17 protein-coding genes are annotated in these 16,226 nt (G+C 53.9%); 7 read left to right on the forward strand and 10 right to left on the reverse strand.

The genetic code is table 11. The annotated features are described in order from the left end of the window. Nucleotides 1-47: 47 nt before the first annotated feature. From NP596_RS07015 to NP596_RS07025, 3 genes are read right to left on the reverse strand one after another with little or no spacing between them, the layout of a single operon-like run. Nucleotides 48-1,289 carry an O-antigen ligase family protein gene (locus NP596_RS07015; RefSeq protein WP_256614581.1) on the reverse strand — a complete coding sequence of 414 codons (1,242 nt, stop codon included), beginning with the start codon at nucleotides 1,287-1,289 and terminating at the stop codon, nucleotides 48-50. Beyond that, the gene (locus tag NP596_RS07020) at nucleotides 1,280-2,002 is read right to left on the reverse strand and encodes a glycosyltransferase family 25 protein (protein ID WP_256614582.1); all 723 of its coding nucleotides are present in this window, start codon (nucleotides 2,000-2,002) and stop codon (nucleotides 1,280-1,282) included. Before NP596_RS07020 ends, NP596_RS07015 begins: the two co-directional genes overlap by 10 nt. Before the next feature lie 47 nt (nucleotides 2,003-2,049). Further along, nucleotides 2,050-3,165: a glycosyltransferase family 9 protein gene (locus NP596_RS07025; RefSeq protein ID WP_256614583.1), complete on the reverse strand. Its 1,116-nt coding sequence runs from the start codon at nucleotides 3,163-3,165 to the stop codon at nucleotides 2,050-2,052. Nucleotides 3,166-3,246: 81 nt separating this feature from the next. Between NP596_RS07025 and msbA the strand changes: the two genes are divergently transcribed. Further along, nucleotides 3,247-5,046 carry a lipid A export permease/ATP-binding protein MsbA gene (gene msbA / locus NP596_RS07030; protein WP_256614584.1) on the forward strand — a complete coding sequence of 600 codons (1,800 nt, stop codon included), beginning with the start codon at nucleotides 3,247-3,249 and terminating at the stop codon, nucleotides 5,044-5,046. Nucleotides 5,047-5,111: 65 nt separating this feature from the next. On the opposite strand, the gene NP596_RS07035 is transcribed toward msbA, so the two are convergent. From NP596_RS07035 to NP596_RS07060, 6 genes are all read right to left on the reverse strand, one after another. Then, nucleotides 5,112-5,273 (reverse strand): hypothetical protein, encoded by a 162-nt coding sequence (locus tag NP596_RS07035; RefSeq protein WP_256614585.1) that lies wholly within the window; start codon nucleotides 5,271-5,273, stop codon nucleotides 5,112-5,114. Nucleotides 5,274-5,429: 156 nt separating this feature from the next. After that, complete coding sequence (locus tag NP596_RS07040) at nucleotides 5,430-5,990, reverse strand: YigZ family protein (RefSeq protein ID WP_256614586.1); 561 nt, start codon at nucleotides 5,988-5,990, stop codon at nucleotides 5,430-5,432. A gap of 1 nt (nucleotide 5,991) precedes the next feature. Further along, nucleotides 5,992-6,735, reverse strand: a complete 744-nt coding sequence (locus NP596_RS07045) for an ABC transporter ATP-binding protein (protein ID WP_256614587.1) — start codon at nucleotides 6,733-6,735, stop codon at nucleotides 5,992-5,994. Next, nucleotides 6,732-7,490, reverse strand: a complete 759-nt coding sequence (locus NP596_RS07050; protein ID WP_256614588.1) for an ABC transporter permease — start codon at nucleotides 7,488-7,490, stop codon at nucleotides 6,732-6,734. Before NP596_RS07050 ends, NP596_RS07045 begins: the two co-directional genes overlap by 4 nt. Beyond that, nucleotides 7,490-8,455, reverse strand: coding sequence for an ABC transporter substrate-binding protein (locus tag NP596_RS07055; RefSeq protein WP_256614589.1), 966 nt, complete (start codon nucleotides 8,453-8,455; stop codon nucleotides 7,490-7,492). The genes NP596_RS07050 and NP596_RS07055 overlap by 1 nt, the downstream gene beginning before the upstream one ends. A 189-nt stretch (nucleotides 8,456-8,644) precedes the next feature. After that, nucleotides 8,645-8,992 (reverse strand): hypothetical protein, encoded by a 348-nt coding sequence (locus NP596_RS07060; RefSeq protein WP_256614590.1) that lies wholly within the window; start codon nucleotides 8,990-8,992, stop codon nucleotides 8,645-8,647. Nucleotides 8,993-9,283: 291 nt separating this feature from the next. Here NP596_RS07060 and moaA point away from each other — a divergent pair, with 291 nt between their 5' ends. The 5 genes from moaA (at nucleotide 9,284) to NP596_RS07085 (ending at nucleotide 15,178) form a co-directional block, all read left to right on the forward strand. Beyond that, nucleotides 9,284-10,291, forward strand: a complete 1,008-nt coding sequence (gene moaA, locus NP596_RS07065; protein ID WP_256614591.1) for a GTP 3',8-cyclase MoaA — start codon at nucleotides 9,284-9,286, stop codon at nucleotides 10,289-10,291. Between the two features lie 17 nt (nucleotides 10,292-10,308). Beyond that, nucleotides 10,309-10,671, forward strand: coding sequence for a YajD family HNH nuclease (locus NP596_RS07070; RefSeq protein ID WP_256614592.1), 363 nt, complete (start codon nucleotides 10,309-10,311; stop codon nucleotides 10,669-10,671). Beyond that, complete coding sequence (locus NP596_RS07075; RefSeq protein ID WP_256614593.1) at nucleotides 10,668-11,234, forward strand: DNA-3-methyladenine glycosylase I; 567 nt, start codon at nucleotides 10,668-10,670, stop codon at nucleotides 11,232-11,234. The genes NP596_RS07070 and NP596_RS07075 overlap by 4 nt, the downstream gene beginning before the upstream one ends. Nucleotides 11,235-11,239: 5 nt before the next feature. Next, the gene (locus tag NP596_RS07080) at nucleotides 11,240-11,713 is read left to right on the forward strand and encodes a HugZ family pyridoxamine 5'-phosphate oxidase (RefSeq protein ID WP_256614594.1); all 474 of its coding nucleotides are present in this window, start codon (nucleotides 11,240-11,242) and stop codon (nucleotides 11,711-11,713) included. Between the two features lie 171 nt (nucleotides 11,714-11,884). Next, the gene (locus NP596_RS07085) at nucleotides 11,885-15,178 is read left to right on the forward strand and encodes an EAL domain-containing protein (protein ID WP_256614595.1); all 3,294 of its coding nucleotides are present in this window, start codon (nucleotides 11,885-11,887) and stop codon (nucleotides 15,176-15,178) included. On the opposite strand, the gene NP596_RS07090 is transcribed toward NP596_RS07085, so the two are convergent. Beyond that, the gene (locus tag NP596_RS07090) at nucleotides 15,175-15,891 is read right to left on the reverse strand and encodes a transglycosylase SLT domain-containing protein (RefSeq protein ID WP_256614596.1); all 717 of its coding nucleotides are present in this window, start codon (nucleotides 15,889-15,891) and stop codon (nucleotides 15,175-15,177) included. The two genes, NP596_RS07085 and NP596_RS07090, sit on opposite strands and share 4 nt — an antisense overlap. On the opposite strand from NP596_RS07090, the gene NP596_RS07095 reads away from it, so the two are divergent. After that, nucleotides 15,890-16,226: hypothetical protein (locus NP596_RS07095; protein ID WP_256614597.1), on the forward strand; the 337-nt coding region annotated here is incomplete at its 3' end. The two genes, NP596_RS07090 and NP596_RS07095, sit on opposite strands and share 2 nt — an antisense overlap.

Consider the following 16,226-nt stretch of genomic DNA (forward strand, 5'->3'; position numbering starts at 1 on the left):
CGACTAAAGTCCGGATGGGTAAAATAGGGGTTGGGAAGCGAAGTATGTTATGCGGGTGATGGTTCGGAGCCTTCCGGGCGAGTCAACAGCGCGCCCAGAAAAAACGCCAGCATGTACCCTTCGGCATAGGTTTTAAAGTGCGAATTAAATAGGCTGGAAGCCGTTATCGCAATCAAAAAACTGGCTGCAATGGCCCCGTATGGCGGGTTTTTTAGGCCCTGGCGGACGCCAGTGTAAATGTAGGCAAGTAATAACAACAAGCCGAATAAACCGTTCTCGACCCAGACAAACAGATATTGGTTATGAGGGTCGCCTGTACTGACGGCTCGCCAATCTTGATATTTAGAGGCGGCCAATGCGCTGTAAACCGGTTTGAACGATGATGTGCCGTAGCCAAACCAAGGCCGTTCGCGGATTAATTCGATGGTGTTTTTATAAAATACCATACGGACCCCAACAGAAGTTTCGCTGCTGCTGGACTGGTAATTCGCTTGCTCGTCTAAAGCCTGTTTGACACGCTCTTGCAACGTGTTGGAGGTAAGGCCGAAAGCCAGGATTACGATAGTCACCAAGGCTAGAATGCGCGGTAGCTTGCGGTAGCCGTAGATCGAGCCTACCGCAAAAATAGCCGCCACGGGTAAAGCAAAATACCCGCTTCGGGCAGTGCTGATAAAAAATATATTGAACGCAAACAAGCCAATGGCCGCCGAAATTAAATATTTCATGCGCGGGTTGTTAGTGTCATGAAGCAAAAAAATGCAGCACAGCGTCGCGGCTACAAAGGCCATGCTTTGCGTGGCATGGTTGGTCATGAAAATGCCCACTTCGCCGCCATTGCTCGGCCGGATGACCAAGCCGAAACACCATAGGATTAAGCCGAGGGCGGCGGCAATGGACATGGCGATGACATAGCGGTTGACAAAACGTTTTTGCCATTCGCCATGCTGAAAAATGCCAAGCAATATAAACGCGTAAACCAGTTTTTTCCAGCTCGAGAATGTTTGCAGTTTGCTGGGCCAGTCGGTTTCCGCATAAAGGGTGCCAAGCAATAACCAGGCATAAAACAGCACTATCATTTTTCCGAAAGGTTGCCGCCAGGATAGTTTAAGCGTTTGCAGGGCCTGGCCCGAAAGCAGCCAAAAAATTAACAGTGCGACACAGGCTATGCCGGTAATCGCCGTAGATATGGGGGCGGCTATGGCGGCGAGGATGGCCAGATCCCGGCTGAGATTCAGGGCTTTTTCCGAAAAATTGGAAAAAGCCGCCGCGTTGCGAATGACTAGCGCCATAATTGATAAATATATTTGCGTTTCAGTTTTTCCCAGCCGAAAAAAATACCTTTTAGCCAGGGTGGCGGATCCGATTCCAGCGCGCTTTGAAACAAGCCGTTTTTGCTGCCTTGTTCTATAACAGGGTCTTCCAGCCAAAGGGTCTGAATGCCAAGCGCTTTGTCCATCGTTTCGAATTGATTATCTATCGGCGCTGAAATTTTATGCGCTTTGATCCAGTCGAGACGCCGTTGGGCGGTCGCGCTGTCCAGAATGTAGGAATCGGCAAACCGCACCCTGTTTCCGGGATATAGATATTGCCCCGGCTTACGCTGACTTTGGGGCGTGAAAAAATTGCCGCCCGAGCCGATGTAAATCACTTTGTCGCCCGGAAATTGCGGGCTTTGCGCCAGCGCGCGTTGCAGGCCCAGTTGCAGGTCCTTGCCGAACACGGCATCGTCTTCCAGAACCAGGGCGAACCGGCAATTGCCGGCGGCGATTTTTTGTAAGGCAGTCAGGTGCTTTAGAGCGCAGGATTGCTGGGCAGGGGTCAGACGGTCGCCGTCGAAATAGTTGTCAACGATGTCGGGCGTTAACTCCTCTACGTCCCAGTCGAAAATAAATTCGGCATCTAATCCGAAGCAGGCCAGTTGGCGCTCCATAAATTGGCGGCGTTGGGTAAACTTTTTGACGTTTAGAACGTAAATTCGGTCAGGCTGCTGTATCTGCGTCATTAGAAAGGAATAGGTAAATGAGCAATCGTTTTGGGTTAAATTGGGCTTTAAAGCATAGCATCATTGCTTCGGCTGCTGGGCGTTAATACCGTTTTGGACAGGATATGGATCACCCGGCTTGCGCTGAGTCGATCGAGGCAGGCGCTATGGCTGTTCCGGTGCCTTTCGCAACCTTCCAGTTGGCAGGGCATGCAGCCTTGCTCCGTTTGCCCCTGAATCAAATAAACATTACCCACTTGTTGCGTGCCCAGCGAGGAGAAGGGGGCGGTGTCGGACGCATAATTAAGCGGCCACGGCGCCCATTTTTTGGGGTCGGTCGGGCCGAATAGCGCGTAAGTCATGGTCCCGGTTGCGGCCGCCAAATGCGTGATGCCGGTATCGGGGCCGACGAACAATACCGCATTGCTTATCAAGTCGGTCAATTCCGCCAAGGACAGTTTGCCGGCCAGATTCGTTGCCTTGGCCGGCAGTTGCTGTTCCAAATGCCGCAGGTAGTGCAGTTCGCCGCTCTCCCCGCTGCCGGTTAACACGATGCCGAGACCTGCTTGGTTTAAAAATGCCATCAGTTGCAGCCAGCCTTCCGTATGCCATTGTTTATACCGCCATTGCGGCATGATATGCAGCACTGCGTAGGGCCGGGGCGGGGAAGCGTAAGTAGGTTGCTTTGTGCGTGGCGGCGTTAAACGGTAGCAGGGAGCGATGCCGAGCATTTTGCAAAAGCGCAGATTCTCCAACACGGCATGGCCATAGTCTTTGCCAAAAACCAGCCAGTGGCTCAACAGCCTTTTTTTCCACCAGGCTTTGCCGGGATCGTCGGGAACGAAGCCGAGACTAATCTTGCCGGCCATAATGGCGCACAAAACGGGACGGTCGCCTGCTTGGGTTGAAATGGCTAAATCGTAATGCCTGAATAGCTTGAATAGCAATTTCCCAAAAGCCGGCGCGCTGATTTTTTTCGGCACAGCGATCAGTTGCTTGATGTCCGGATTACCCGCCAGCATGGCCGTATTACTCGCCGGCAGCAGCACATCGATGTCTGCGGCGGGATACGCTTGTTTTAAAGAGGCTATCAGCGGTGTCGTCAGCAAGGTGTCGCCCAAAAAGCGCAGGGTTATCACCAAAATGCGTTTAGGCTGTATATTGGTAAGATCGGCGGCTGGCATTCAAGTGGCGGTTGGCTGGAAGTTAATGGTTAATTTTAAAGGTAAAAGGTTTTGGATAGGTTGGAAAATTCGAACAAAAGCATGACGGACAGCCAAGTTTATAAGCGTTTAATGCGCTTTGTGCTGCCGTATTGGCGCATGTTTATCGTCAGCGCCATGGGTTTTGCCCTCTATGCCGCCACGGAGCCGGCGGTGGTGATGATTATTCAGCGCATCATAGACAGTTTTAACAGCGAGGACAGAAGCAATATTCAGTATCTGCCGCTATTGTTTATTGTGTTATTCCTGGTACGCGGCGTTGGGGCCTTTTTGGGCAATTATTATTTGGCGCGCATTTCCGGCAACGTGATTCATAAATTGCGTTGCGCGATTTTCGACCATTATACCCGCTTATCCGTGCAGTATTTCGACAGCCATAACAGCGGCTACATGATTTCCCGGATCACCAATAATATCGGCGAGGTTACCCGCGCGACCTCCGACTCCATTCGTTCCTACGTACGCGAAGGTTTTACCGCAATCGGTTTGCTCGGTTATCTTGGCTATACCAATTGGAAGTTGTCCCTGGTGTTTTTGGCGATTGCGCCCGTGGTGGTGGTGACGGTGCGCTACGTCGGTAAACGCTTAAAGCGCTTGAGCCGCAATATGCAGGATACGGTGGGCGACTTGACCCATATCACCTCGGAAATGGTGTCCGCCAATCGCATCGTCAAAAGCTTCGGCGGCGAGCAGTACGAACGGCGGCGCTTCAAGGATTGCAGTCTGGAAAACCGCAAGCAATACCGCAAGCTGATCATGACGGTATCGCTGAATAATCCGTTGATGCAGTTGCTGATCTCCTTTGCCCTGGCCGGCATGATGTACTTGGCGCTTATCATTATGGAGTCTTCGAGCGCCGGCGAATTCGTGGGTTTTTTCACGGCGGCGTTTTTATTGCCCAAGCCGATCCGCAATTTAAGCGATGCCAATGCGGAGATATTGCGCGGCATCGCGGCGGCCGAAACCTTGTTTGAAGTGCTGGACGAACCGGTGGAAATCGACCGGGGCGATTATCGGGTTGACCGCTGCCAAGGGCGGATCGAGTTCAAAAACCTGAGCTTTAGTTACGCGGGCAGCGAAACGCCGGCCTTGTCGAATATCGACTTGATCGTCGAGCCGGGCCAGACCGTCGCCTTGGTAGGCGCCTCGGGAGGCGGAAAAAGCAGCTTGATTAATCTGTTGCCGCGTTTTTACGATTACGAGCAGGGCGAAATCCTGATCGACGGCGTCGAGTTAAAGCGCTATTCCTTGGCTTGTTTGCGGCAACAGATCGCTTTGGTGAATCAGAATGTCACGCTGTTTAACACCAGCGTGGCCAATAACATTGCCTATGGCACTTTACAGGGGGCGGAGCGCAGCCGAATAGAACAGGCCGCGACGGATGCCCATGCGATGGACTTTATCAACAAAATGCCGCAAGGATTGGATACCGAGATCGGCGAAAACGGCGTCAAACTGTCCGGCGGCCAGAGGCAGCGGCTGGCGTTGGCGCGGGCACTGTTAAAAGATGCGCCGATTTTGATTTTGGATGAGGCGACTTCCGCCTTGGACACCGAATCGGAACGCTACATTCAGGCCGCTTTAAATCGGGTCATGCAGGGGCGCACCACGTTGGTGGTTGCGCACCGCTTATCCACGATCGAAGGCGCGGATATAATTTTGGTGCTGGACAAGGGCCGGATAATCGAGCGCGGTTCCCATGACGAATTACTGAAACTCGACGGCGCTTATGCCAAGCTGCATAACATGCAGTTTAAAGAGGCCGGTACCGTTTCGGAAAATCGGGAGTCGAAACCCGAGCCGCGGGAAGGCCTAAGCGAAGGCCAAAAAAAACCCCGCTAAAGGGCGGGGTTAAGGAGTTAACAGGGCTTGACTGTTAGGGTACAACGAGGGAGGTACAACAAAACTTACGCTCTGAACGAGCCGGAAAAATCGAGATTGCTGGCAATAGTGGCCGCACCGAACAACAGAGTGGAGAGAATGAACTCGCCGGACATGAAGCCGAATACGCCAACGGTAAAAAAGATGCCGGTTAAAATATCTTTATACAGATTGCTGGATTTGCTCATTTGAAGCTCCTAGACTGATTTCAGTCGATTCAATGAAGACGGCTTAACTATAACGGCTATTTTTTTATTTACAATAGAGTTGATTGTGTATGGTTTGTTCCTTAATGGGAAACAATAAGCCATAGTGTCGTCATATTTCTTGAGTAAATTACTAGGTTATTGAAATGTAAGCCGAAAAGTCGCCAAGTGATGTTTCGGGAGTCGGACGCGAACCCGAATCTGTTCCGCAAAATCTTGTTGAACGATTTCGCCATCCAGTTTTTTTAATTGATATTCCAACATTTGCAGTTGGTTGTACGCCAAGCTCAGCTGTAAAACCACCCTTTCCACGTACTCGACAATCTCCGCGGAATCGATGACTTGCCCGGCGATATTGCCGTATGCCCGCGTCAGACCGCCCGCGCCCAGTTTTACCCCGCCGAAATAGCGGATAACCGCGACAACCAAGTTAATCAACTGCTTGCCTTCCAAATGCTGAAAGATGGGTTTGCCGGCGGTACCGCTGGGTTCGCCGGCATCGTAAAAGCGGCAGACCAGTCCATCGGTTGTCTGAATACGGTAGGCGTAAACGATATGGCTGGCGTTGGGATGTTGCGCATGCAGGGTTTTTAGCAGCGCAAACGCTTCGGGTTCGGATTGGCAAGGGCTGATGACGCCGATGAAACGGGATTTTTTGATGAATTCCTCGTATTCGCAAGCTTTAATAACGATTTTCACCTTATAGCAATCCGTTTATTTCCGGGTGGTTTTGCAGCAATCGCTCGCGAAACCTCTCGATTCGGCTTTCATCGTGGCGTTGGTCGCGGGCAATAGGCACCTCAATGTCGCTGAGTACCCGCATGGGCGACGGCGACAGAAAAATCAAGCGGTCGGCCAACGCAATGGCTTCGCGCAAATCATGGGTCACGAACAATACCGTATGCGGCCGCTTGAGCCACAATGAATACAGTAGACTCCTGACTTGGCGCGCCGTGGGCGCGTCCAAGGACACGAAGGGCTCGTCCATTAACAAAATGTCGGGATTAATTGCAAAGGCGCGGATAATCGAGACCCGGCGCTGCATGCCCAGCGACAAGCGTTCCGGATATTGCTGTTGCGCATCCAGTAATTGCATGCTCTCCAACAGGCTGTCGATCAAACCGGTTGGCGGCGTGTGGGCAAAAACCACTTCGATATTTTGCCTGACGCTGAGCCAGGGCAATAGACGCGGGCTTTGAAACACATAGCCGATCGATGGATTTTTTCCGGCCGGGCCCATGTCGATCCGGCCCTCGTAATGCCGGTCCAGGCCGGCGATCATGTTCAGCAGCGTGGTTTTGCCGCAACCCGACGGGCCCACCAGGCAAACAAACTGGTGAGGATGGACGATAAAGTCAAGATCGGCAATTGCATGATGCGACTGAGCGGTATCGTGCGCTAAAACATAGGTTTTGTTGTCGACGCGGATGCGGATGTCGCTCATCGGCGCCACCTGAGGGTTTTTCTATCCAGAGGTTTCAAGAAGCCTACTTCAATAATCTGAATAACCGCCACAAAAGCGAAGCTATACGCCAGCAGGCTGGCTACATCGAACAGCTGGAAAAAGATGTGTAATTGATAACCCATGCCGTTGCTGCGGCCTAAAAGCTCTACCACCAGGATAATTTTCCAGATCAGCGCCAGGCCGGAGCGGGTGGCGGCCATTACGAAGGGGTGCAACTGCGGCCAGATAACATAGGCAAAGGTTTTGCGTTTGCTGAAACGGTAGTTTTGCGCCATTTCCAGCAAATCCTTGTCCAAAGAACGGGCGCCCTCGCGAATGGTGACGATGACATTGGGCAGTTTATTGACTACTACTGCAAGTATCGCCGCCGATTCCACCAGACCAAACCAGACATAACAGAGAATGATGGTAACCAGGGCTGGAATGTTCAGAAAGATTACCAGCCAGTTATCAAAAAAAGCATCCAGGGTTTTGTTTTTACCCAGCACCACGCCTATCGCACAGCCCATCAGCATAGCCAAACTAAAGCTGACCAACAGGCGTAGCAGCGTTACCCCAAGATGATACGGCAGTTCGCCGGAAAGCACGGCCTGCCAAAAGGTTATTGCCACCACGGCGGGCGTGGGCAGCGTCGGGCTATGCAGCGCCAGCGCTAAAAGCTGCCAGATGGTTAGTAGTAACGCTATCGATGAAATAGCCAGCAGCTGGTTGCGAAATCGTCCACTCGATGGCATTAAGGCGCGGACCAAAACGTTCCAGGTTGCAATTGAGCGGTTTTGCCGGTGAGTTTATTGTCACTCAACTGATGTAATAACTGATAAATCCTGCCCGCGGCTTCTTGTTCCGTCGCCCCCCATTGTTTGACGTGGCCCAGGCAATAGCGGCTTCTTAATTGGGCTTGAATAGCCGTATCAGATGTTTCGGTCAGGTTGGCGATTTGTTGCCAGGCGGCGTCCGAGTCGCACAGGGTGTCTTTGGCCTTTTGGGCGGATTTCAAAAACGCTTGCAGGGCGGCTTTATGCCGGTCCGCCCAGCTTTGTCTGAATACGTAACCCAGGCTGGGGACGGTTTCCGATACTCCCAGTTGGCGAATAATGTCTTCGCCGCTCATTAATTGCCGGTAACCTTGCGCTTCCAGGCGGGCGGCAAATTGCCAGTATGTCAATAAGGCGTCGATGCGCCGGCTGGACAATTGCTGGTTCAATAGCGGCGGCGCGGCGTAGACTTTTTCCAGCGATTTATTCAAGTCCAGGCCTTGTTGTAAACCCAAGGCTTGCAGCAAGGACCAATTTTTATCCAGTTCGCCGCCGGCAATGCCGAGTTTTTTGCCCCGCAGATCGGCCAGGGTTTTGATGCCGCTATCGGCGGGCACCAGCAGGCCGCCGGCACTGGCGGAATAAGGGTAAAAGGTATAATCGCTACCTTGGGCGCGCATGCCGGATACCCAAATCCAGTCCGAGACGATCATATCCACGCTGCCGGCCTGCAGCGCTACTTTGCCGGCTTGTTGATTGGCAATGTCGACGGTTTCCAGCTTAAACCCCGCATTTTCCAGCAGGTTTTGATGTTGCATCGCCGCCAATTCCCACGTCAATGTGCCGGATGCCAGCACGCCCAGGCGGATGGTCGTTTGCTCCGAGGCTATGGCGAGGTTGGAAAATAGGGTAAAAAATGCTAACAACAGAATTTTGGAAGTCATTGTAAAGCCTTGCCGGTTTAATTTAAGCGAAACTCAATTTTAACGCAGGCAACGGCAATTCGAGAATGTTTGTCGGTTTGCCGGCAGCGGCAGGTAGCGGTTGAAGTGAAAATGCAGGCGGCCTTAACCCCCCCTGTTAAACCGGTCACCGGCCAATCCGTCGAGGTTAGATGGCCGGTTTTCCGATGGTTAATAATGCAAGGTAAGGTTGCATTTGCCCACCAGACGGTTGCCGAATGACGCATCGCTATTGGTCAAAGGCGTAACATCCATGCCGCAGCCTATTGGAACATCTTTGGCTTTAGGCGTTTCGGCGGGCGGCTTGCCGCCGTTTAGACGGTTCGATTTGCGCGGGGTGTTTTGGGCATTGGGCTCCAGCCACTTATCGGACAAGGTCAATACCAGCTCGCCGGATCGGGTAAAGTCCTCCGGAAGCGGCGGCTCGGCAATGGCGGGTAAGGCATGGCACAGCAAAAAGCCGAGCATTATGGGCTTAATCGAACGATTGCTAAGGCAAAAAAAATCAACGGTTTTCATGATCTTTCTCCTGTAAAAACTTCCTATGCAATAGGTTTAGCCGATCCTAACAGAATTGCAAATTCCGCCGGTAATTTATTTCTTTTTACTAGGAGGGCCGGTTGTTGAAACCAGTTGCCGACAACCGCTGTCGTATGCGGAAGTCTCAAAACGCCGGCCGCGTGTCCGGCATGTCCGCTGCCGATGACAATGCCGGCCGGCAAAAAACGGGAAGGGTCGGCGCAATCTTACAGGTTAATCGGCCTTGCCCGCCTGTGTTACCATTTGCAAGTCTACATTTGAACCATGGCCATGACCGATTTCACTCAATCCGCAAAGCTGGTCGATCGCTTCGGCCGTATCGTGAATTACTTACGGGTTTCGATCACCGACCGCTGCGATTTCCGCTGTGTTTACTGCATGTCGGAAGACATGGTGTTTTTGCCCCGCCAGCAGATTTTAAGCTTGGAGGAAATACAGTTTATCTGCCAGGCCTTTATCGAGCTGGGGGTAAACAAAATTCGGATTACCGGCGGCGAACCTTTAGTCCGCAAGGGCGCGTTGGACTTAATGCGGCAACTCGGCGGGCTGAGCGGCCTGCATGAATTGGTAATGACCAGTAACGGCTCCAAGCTGGCGCAGATGGCGCGGGACCTGAAAGCGGCCGGCGTCAAACGCCTGAATATCAGTCTGGATACCCTGGATCCGGTGTTGTTTAAAGCCTTGACCCGCACCGGCGATCTGGAAAATGTACTGCGGGGTATCAACGCGGCCCGCGACGCGGGATTTCAGCGCATCAAACTCAATGCGGTGATCTTAAAAAACCGCAATCATCGCGAAGTGGCGGATTTGGTACGGTTTGCCGTCGAGCGGGGGCTGGATATCAGCTTCATCGAAGAAATGCCGCTGGGCGCCGTGGATGGTCACAACCGGGCGGAAGCCTATTATCCCAGCCAGTCGATCAGACAGGATTTGCAGCAATATTTTACCCTGCAAGCCGTGGCGGACAAAACCGGCGGTCCGTCGGATTATTTCCGGGTGTCGGGCAGCGAGACCAACGTGGGTTTTATTTCGCCGCATAGCGCCAACTTTTGCGCCAGTTGCAATCGGGTGCGCCTGACGGCGGAAGGCCGCTTGCTGCTGTGCCTGGGCAACGAGCATTCGGTGGATTTAAAAGCCGTGGTCAGGCAATATCCGGACGACATGCAGGCGTTAAAGCACGCTATTATTGATGCCATGCAAATCAAGCCTGAAAAACACGAATTCAATATCCATGAACAGCCGGTCATTTTGCGCCATATGAGCGCAACCGGCGGTTAACGCAAGCGGAGAAAGCCATGTCGCACAATAAAGCTCACCAAATCGTTGCCGAAGCCCGGCGCAGCAAAGAAGAACGCGAAAAAGGCTATCGGGAGCAGGCCTTAAAATTGTATCCCTGGATTTGCGGGCGATGCGCGCGCGAATTCGATCATAAAAACCTGCGCGAATTGACCGTGCACCATACCGACCATAATCACGACAACAATCCCGCCGACGGCAGCAATTGGGAACTATTGTGCCTGTATTGCCACGATAACGAGCATCAACGCTACGAAGAACAAACCCGTTACGGCAGCAAGGGCGGCGCCGAATCCAAGGGGCCGCAAGCCACCTTCAGTCCGTTTGCCGATTTGAAGAGCATGCTGCAAAAAAACAAATGAACAAGTGCAAATGGGCCTTGGCCAGCAGCGCCGAAGAGCATTACCACGATCACGAATGGGGCGTGCCGCTGCATGACGACCGCCAGCTATTCGAATTTCTGGTATTGGAAGGCGCGCAGGCCGGTTTGAGCTGGCGCACTATTCTGAACAAGCGCGAAGCCTACCGGCAGACCTTCGACCATTTCGATGCGGAAAAAATCGCCGCTTACGGCCAAGACAAACTCGATGCCCTATTGGCCGATCCCGGCATTGTACGTAACCGCTTGAAAATTCAGGCCGCCGTGGCGAATGCCCAGGCGTTCTTGGCGGTGCGGCAGGCCTACGGCAGTTTCGATGCCTATATCTGGCGTTTCGTCGGCGGCGAGCCTAAACAAAATGCCTGGCAGGCGCATGCCCAAATCCCGGCTTTTAGCGATGAGTCCGCCGCTATGAGCCGGGATCTGCAAAAACGCGGCTTCAAGTTTGTCGGTAAAACCATCTGTTACGCCTACATGCAGGCGGTGGGCATGGTAAACGACCACACCACCGATTGTTTTCGCTATCCGCAGTTGTCGAAGGCGTAACCTCCATGGCCGATTCCGAACGCCAAAATTTACAAAATACCTGCGATGAATTAATTCGGCGGCAGGACAGCCTGTTAATAGCCAGCCGTTCCGCCGGCGGTGCGGTTGCTATCAGCTATGCGCCGTATGTTCGCGACGATGCGGGCTTTTATATTTTTGTCAGCGAACTGGCCCAACATACGCAAAATCTGCTGGCCCAGCCGCGGGCTTCCATTTTGTTCATCGAACCGGAGGCCGATGCCGGCAATCCTTTCGCCCGGCGGCGGCTGACCTTCGATTGCCGGGTGCGGGAAATCGGCAAAAACCACGTGGATTACGCGCCGAAGCTGGATGCCATGGCCGCAAAATTCGGCGACATTGTCGGGGTTCTGCGCACGCTGCCGGATTTTCATTTGCTGCTGTTGCAGCCCCAAACCGGCCAGTTTGTGGCAGGATTCGGCAAGGCGTTTAACGTCGATGGCTTGGGATGCCTGCAGTAGCGCCGCCTGCCGGCTAGGTCGGCATCGGCTAGCCCGTCGTTATCCATGAATCCGGCGCCGAGATGATTAAACCTTCTTTATGCTTATATGAAAGGTATCGCTATTGTATGTCCCTTGCTTTCTGCTTCCATTCAGGCGCCCTCGGGTCGGCGGTCAACCTCTTAAAGGATTATGCGAACCTTAAAATATAAAATATTGCTGAATATCGCGGCGGCGGCGGGCTACTTTGCGGCCGGTTGGGTGGGGACCTTATTGGCGACCCCGCCGAGTAACGCCAGTCCGATTTGGCCGGCGGCTGGCGTGGCGTTGGCGTTGATGCTGGTATACGGAAATAGTGTATTGCCCGGCATTTTTCTGGGCGCGCTGCTCGCCCAATGTTATGCCTTTCTGGACATCTCCAGTTTCTCCAAAATGTTGGTTTCCATGGGGGTCGGTTCCGTGGCGGCCATCGGTTGTTGCCTGCAAGCCTGGCTGGGAATGTGGCTGATCAACCGTTATGTGGGCAGGCATAATCCGCTGATCGAGGACAAAAAAATTCTGCGCTTTTTTGTCTTGATCGCCGCCAGTTGCCTGGTGTCGGCTACGGTAGGCGTGGCCTATCTGGCTTTTCGGGGCGTGATCGGTTCTGTCAGCGTCGCCAATAGCTGGGCCACTTGGTGGGTGGGCGACACCATAGGCGCCGCCGTTTTTACCCCGATGACCCTGCTTTTTTTAGGCCGTCCCAAGGCCTCCTGGCAAGCGCGGCGCCGTTTTGTGCTGCTACCGCTGTTGACGGTGATTGTATTGGTGGTAGCCGCGTTCGAATTGAGTCAGCGCCAGGAGCAGCAACGCCTCGGCAGCCACTTTCAACGCCAGGTCGAATTGCTGCATACGGCCATTCAAGAGCATTTGCGCGACCATCTGGCCACCAATGCGGCGCTTAAAGCGCTGTTCGACAGCTCCAAGCGGGTCGATCTCTACGAATTCGAACTGTTTGCCGAGTCCATCCAGGTGCAACCCGGCAGTATTTTGGAGTGGATCCCACGCATTAGTGGCGCGGAGCGCGCCGCTTGGGAAACGCAACAGCGGGCGATTATTCGGCAACTGAATCCCGCGGGCGAGGCGGAAGCGGCAAAACCCAAGGACGAGTATTTTCCCGTGATGTTTTTGGTGCCTAAAAGCGGTAACGAATCGGCTTTGGGTTTCGATATCTCCAGCAATCCCCGGGTGGCCCCGGTTATTTTTCAAAGCATAGCCACCGGCAAGACCCTGGCTACGGGGCCGCTTTGGCTGATTCAGGACGCCGCCGGCAGATTGGGCGTGGTGATTTACTCGCCGATTTACAAGTCGAGACTGTCGAAAACGCCCCAGGCACGGCAACAGGATTTTCTGGGTTTCGTGGCGAGCGTGTTTCGCATTGACGAAGACATTCAAGCGATATTCGAGAAGTTGGGCCATAAAGAACTGCAATTGTTGCTGAGCATTCATGACGGCGACGAGTTGATTTACAGCAACCTGCCCGCCGATTATGAGCGCACCCTGCAATTTTCCAAATTGAGCATGGTCCGCCGGATCGATTTTGCGGGCCGGCAATGGCGGCTCGACTATGCGCCCGCCGCGGACTTTTTTAACCAGCAGCAATCCTTGCGTTTCAGTTGGCTGGTATTGGGCGGATTTTTGCTGTGCGGTTTGACCGGCTTCGGTCTGTTGCTGTTAACGGGCCGCACCGCCCGCGTCGAAGAGATTGTCGAAAAACGCACGCTGGACCTATTGCGTAGCAACGAGGCCCTGAACCAGGAAATTGCCATTCGCCGGCAGCAGGAAAACGAATTGCGGGTGGCCGCAACGACTTTCGAGTCGCATGAAGCGATTGCCGTTACCGACGCCGAAGGCACTATTTTGCGGGTGAACCGGGCCTTTAGCGAAATCACCGGTTACAGTGCGGCGGAAGCCGTGGGCCAAAACCCGCGCCTGCTGTCGTCCGGCTACCACGATCAAGAGTTTTACCGGCAAATGTATAAACAGCTGAGTAAAAATAATCAGTGGAAAGGGGAAATCTGGAACCGGCGCAAAAACGGCACCGTATTCCCCGAGCTGTTGACGGTAACCGGGGTACGGGACGCGCAACAGCGTCTGATACATTATGTGGCGATATTTTCCGATGTCAGCGATAAAAAAGCCGCCGAGCAGGAAATTCATAATCTGGCCTTTTACGATCCGCTGACCAACCTGCCGAACCGGCGGCTGTTACTGGACAGGCTGCAGCATGAAATCGCCGCCGCCAAGCGCCAATTGCGTTTTGGCGCCTTATTTTTTCTGGATTTGGACCATTTTAAAAATCTCAACGATTCCCGCGGCCACCAAGTGGGGGACGAATTGCTGGTTCAAGTGGCGCAACGGCTGCTGTCGATTATTCGCGAAGAGGACACCGCCTGCCGCCTGGGCGGCGACGAATTCATTATTATGGTGCCGGGCCGCTTTTTGAGTCTGCAACAGGCCACCAATCATGCCGCCATGCTGGCGGAGAAGATCTTGCTGGCCATCAATCAACCCTTTGAAGTGCAGGGCAGCGAACACCATTTTTCCACCAGTATCGGGGTGACCTTGTATCCGGAAACCGCCGAACAACCGGAAGACATCATTCAGCAGGCCGATACCGCCATGTACCGGGCCAAGGAGAGCGGGCGCAACAGCATCAGCTTTTTCAAGCCGGCCATGCAGGCCGCCGCGGACAGGCGCCTGACGCTGGAAAAGGAAATGCGCCTGGCCCTGCAGGAACAACAATTCGTGCTGCATTATCAGCCGCAGGTCAACGACCAGCTGCGGGTGGTGAGCGCGGAAGCCTTGATCCGCTGGATACATCCGGAAAAAGGCATGGTTTCGCCGGCCGAATTTATCCCGCTGGCGGAAGATACCCATCTGATTTTGCCGATAGGGGCCTGGGTGCTGCATGAAGCCTGTCATCAGATCAAGGCGTGGGACGAGCAGGGCAACAAGATTGACCATGTGGCGGTGAACGTGAGTTCCCGGCAGTTCCGGCAGGCCGGCTTTGTGCAGCAGGTCAGGCAGGCCTTGCTGGATGCCGGCGTCAACGCCAAACGCCTGGTCATCGAGTTGACCGAAGGCTGCGTGATCGAAAATATCGACGACACCATTGCCAAGATGCACGCCTTGCAGGCCATGGGGGTGAGGATATCCATCGACGATTTCGGCGTGGGCTATTCATCCTTGTCGTACCTGAAAAGCCTGCCGTTAAGCCAGTTGAAGATCGACCAGAGTTTCGTCCGCCATATCAGCGACCCCAATGCGGCGGTAATCGTGGAAACCATCATCATGATGACCAAAAGCCTGGGCTTGAATGTGATCGCCGAAGGGGTGGAAGATCGGGAACAGGTGGATTTTTTAAAAGCCAAGGGCTGTTTGTTTTATCAGGGCTATTATTTCGGCCGGCCGGTGGCCGCCGAGGCGTTTAAATTCAGCCTTTAAAAATCCTGCGGCAGGCCCGGGATGCCCAATTTCTGGATCCGCAGCGCATTATCGGCTTCCTCGTAGGCCAACAACTTGCCTTCTTGTTGCCATAGTTTAAAAGCCAGCGCATAGGCCAATACCCGAATCGGATAATCGCGCGGCAATTGCTGGATATACGGCTGCATGGTGACAAAATCGCCGGCGCCGTATTTTTGCATGATAAAGCGCAGGCCGCCGTTGCGCGGGCCGATGTTGTAAGCCAGCAGCCCCAGAAACAGATCGTTTTTCATTTCGGCCAGATAATGTTTCAGCGTGGCGGCGGCAATAAAGGCATTGTGGCGCGGATTGGCCAAATCCGTTTGTTTGACGGCCAACTTGTCCCCGGCTTGACGCAAAATGAAGTCGGGTACGGCCGTGACTTGAAACAAACCCTGGCCGCCGTCCCGGCTGCTGCGCGGTTGAAAGGACGATTCCGTGGCCGCTATGCCCAGCAGAAGATGCTCATCCACCGCAAAGATTTTTGCCGCCTGCCGAATGTCCGCCGCAAACGGTTCGGCGCGCTGGATCATTTTCAATAATTGCGCTTGGTTGTGGCGGCGGTAAGCCGCGTACACTTGATGCGCCAAAGTGGTTCGCTCGGCCTGCTGCTTGCCGCCCACCAGACCGCGGAAATGGCCGAATACCGGAATGTAGCCGTCGTGAAATACGAACCACAGCATCCCGACTGCCATGCCGGATGCCAGCGCGGCCGGCAATATCGCCACTTTGGCCTTCAACCGGCCGCGCCATTTCAGCCAAGCCAGCAAGGAGCACGCGCACAACACCACCCAAACCGCCACCCCGGCGGCAAACGGCAGCAAGCTGCCGAAAAAGCCCGAGCCGGAAAATGAGTTGGCGGAAGACCCCAAGATCAGCATGGTGCCCAATAAGGCGCATATCGCCAGAGCCGACCATTCCACGCTCAATAACAGCAGATTTCCCCGGCTCCAAAACGCGGGCGACGGGCGGCGCTTGCGGGCCGCCGATTTCCGCGGTTTTTTGGCAACGGCCGCCGGCGATTTTTCCG

The sequence above is a fragment of the Methylomonas rivi genome (assembly GCF_024505165.1).
Classification (GTDB): domain Bacteria; phylum Pseudomonadota; class Gammaproteobacteria; order Methylococcales; family Methylomonadaceae; genus Methylomonas; species Methylomonas rivi.

Bases quoted from the DNA above. Each gene is read 5' to 3' on its own strand.
- NP596_RS07015 (WP_256614581.1), bottom strand. From the start codon at position 1,289: ATGGCGCTAGTCATTCGCAACGCGGCGGCTTTTTCCAATTTTTCGGAA.
- NP596_RS07020 (WP_256614582.1), bottom strand. From the start codon at position 2,002: ATGACGCAGATACAGCAGCCTGACCGAATTTACGTTCTAAACGTCAAA.
- NP596_RS07025 (WP_256614583.1), bottom strand. From the start codon at position 3,165: ATGCCAGCCGCCGATCTTACCAATATACAGCCTAAACGCATTTTGGTG.
- msbA (WP_256614584.1), top strand. From the start codon at position 3,247: ATGACGGACAGCCAAGTTTATAAGCGTTTAATGCGCTTTGTGCTGCCG.
- NP596_RS07035 (WP_256614585.1), bottom strand. From the start codon at position 5,273: ATGAGCAAATCCAGCAATCTGTATAAAGATATTTTAACCGGCATCTTT.
- NP596_RS07045 (WP_256614587.1), bottom strand. From the start codon at position 6,735: ATGAGCGACATCCGCATCCGCGTCGACAACAAAACCTATGTTTTAGCG.
- NP596_RS07050 (WP_256614588.1), bottom strand. From the start codon at position 7,490: ATGCCATCGAGTGGACGATTTCGCAACCAGCTGCTGGCTATTTCATCG.
- NP596_RS07055 (WP_256614589.1), bottom strand. From the start codon at position 8,455: ATGACTTCCAAAATTCTGTTGTTAGCATTTTTTACCCTATTTTCCAAC.
- NP596_RS07060 (WP_256614590.1), bottom strand. From the start codon at position 8,992: ATGAAAACCGTTGATTTTTTTTGCCTTAGCAATCGTTCGATTAAGCCC.
- moaA (WP_256614591.1), top strand. From the start codon at position 9,284: ATGACCGATTTCACTCAATCCGCAAAGCTGGTCGATCGCTTCGGCCGT.
- NP596_RS07070 (WP_256614592.1), top strand. From the start codon at position 10,309: ATGTCGCACAATAAAGCTCACCAAATCGTTGCCGAAGCCCGGCGCAGC.
- NP596_RS07075 (WP_256614593.1), top strand. From the start codon at position 10,668: ATGAACAAGTGCAAATGGGCCTTGGCCAGCAGCGCCGAAGAGCATTAC.
- NP596_RS07080 (WP_256614594.1), top strand. From the start codon at position 11,240: ATGGCCGATTCCGAACGCCAAAATTTACAAAATACCTGCGATGAATTA.
- NP596_RS07085 (WP_256614595.1), top strand. From the start codon at position 11,885: ATGCGAACCTTAAAATATAAAATATTGCTGAATATCGCGGCGGCGGCG.
- NP596_RS07090 (WP_256614596.1), bottom strand. From the start codon at position 15,891: ATGGCAGTCGGGATGCTGTGGTTCGTATTTCACGACGGCTACATTCCG.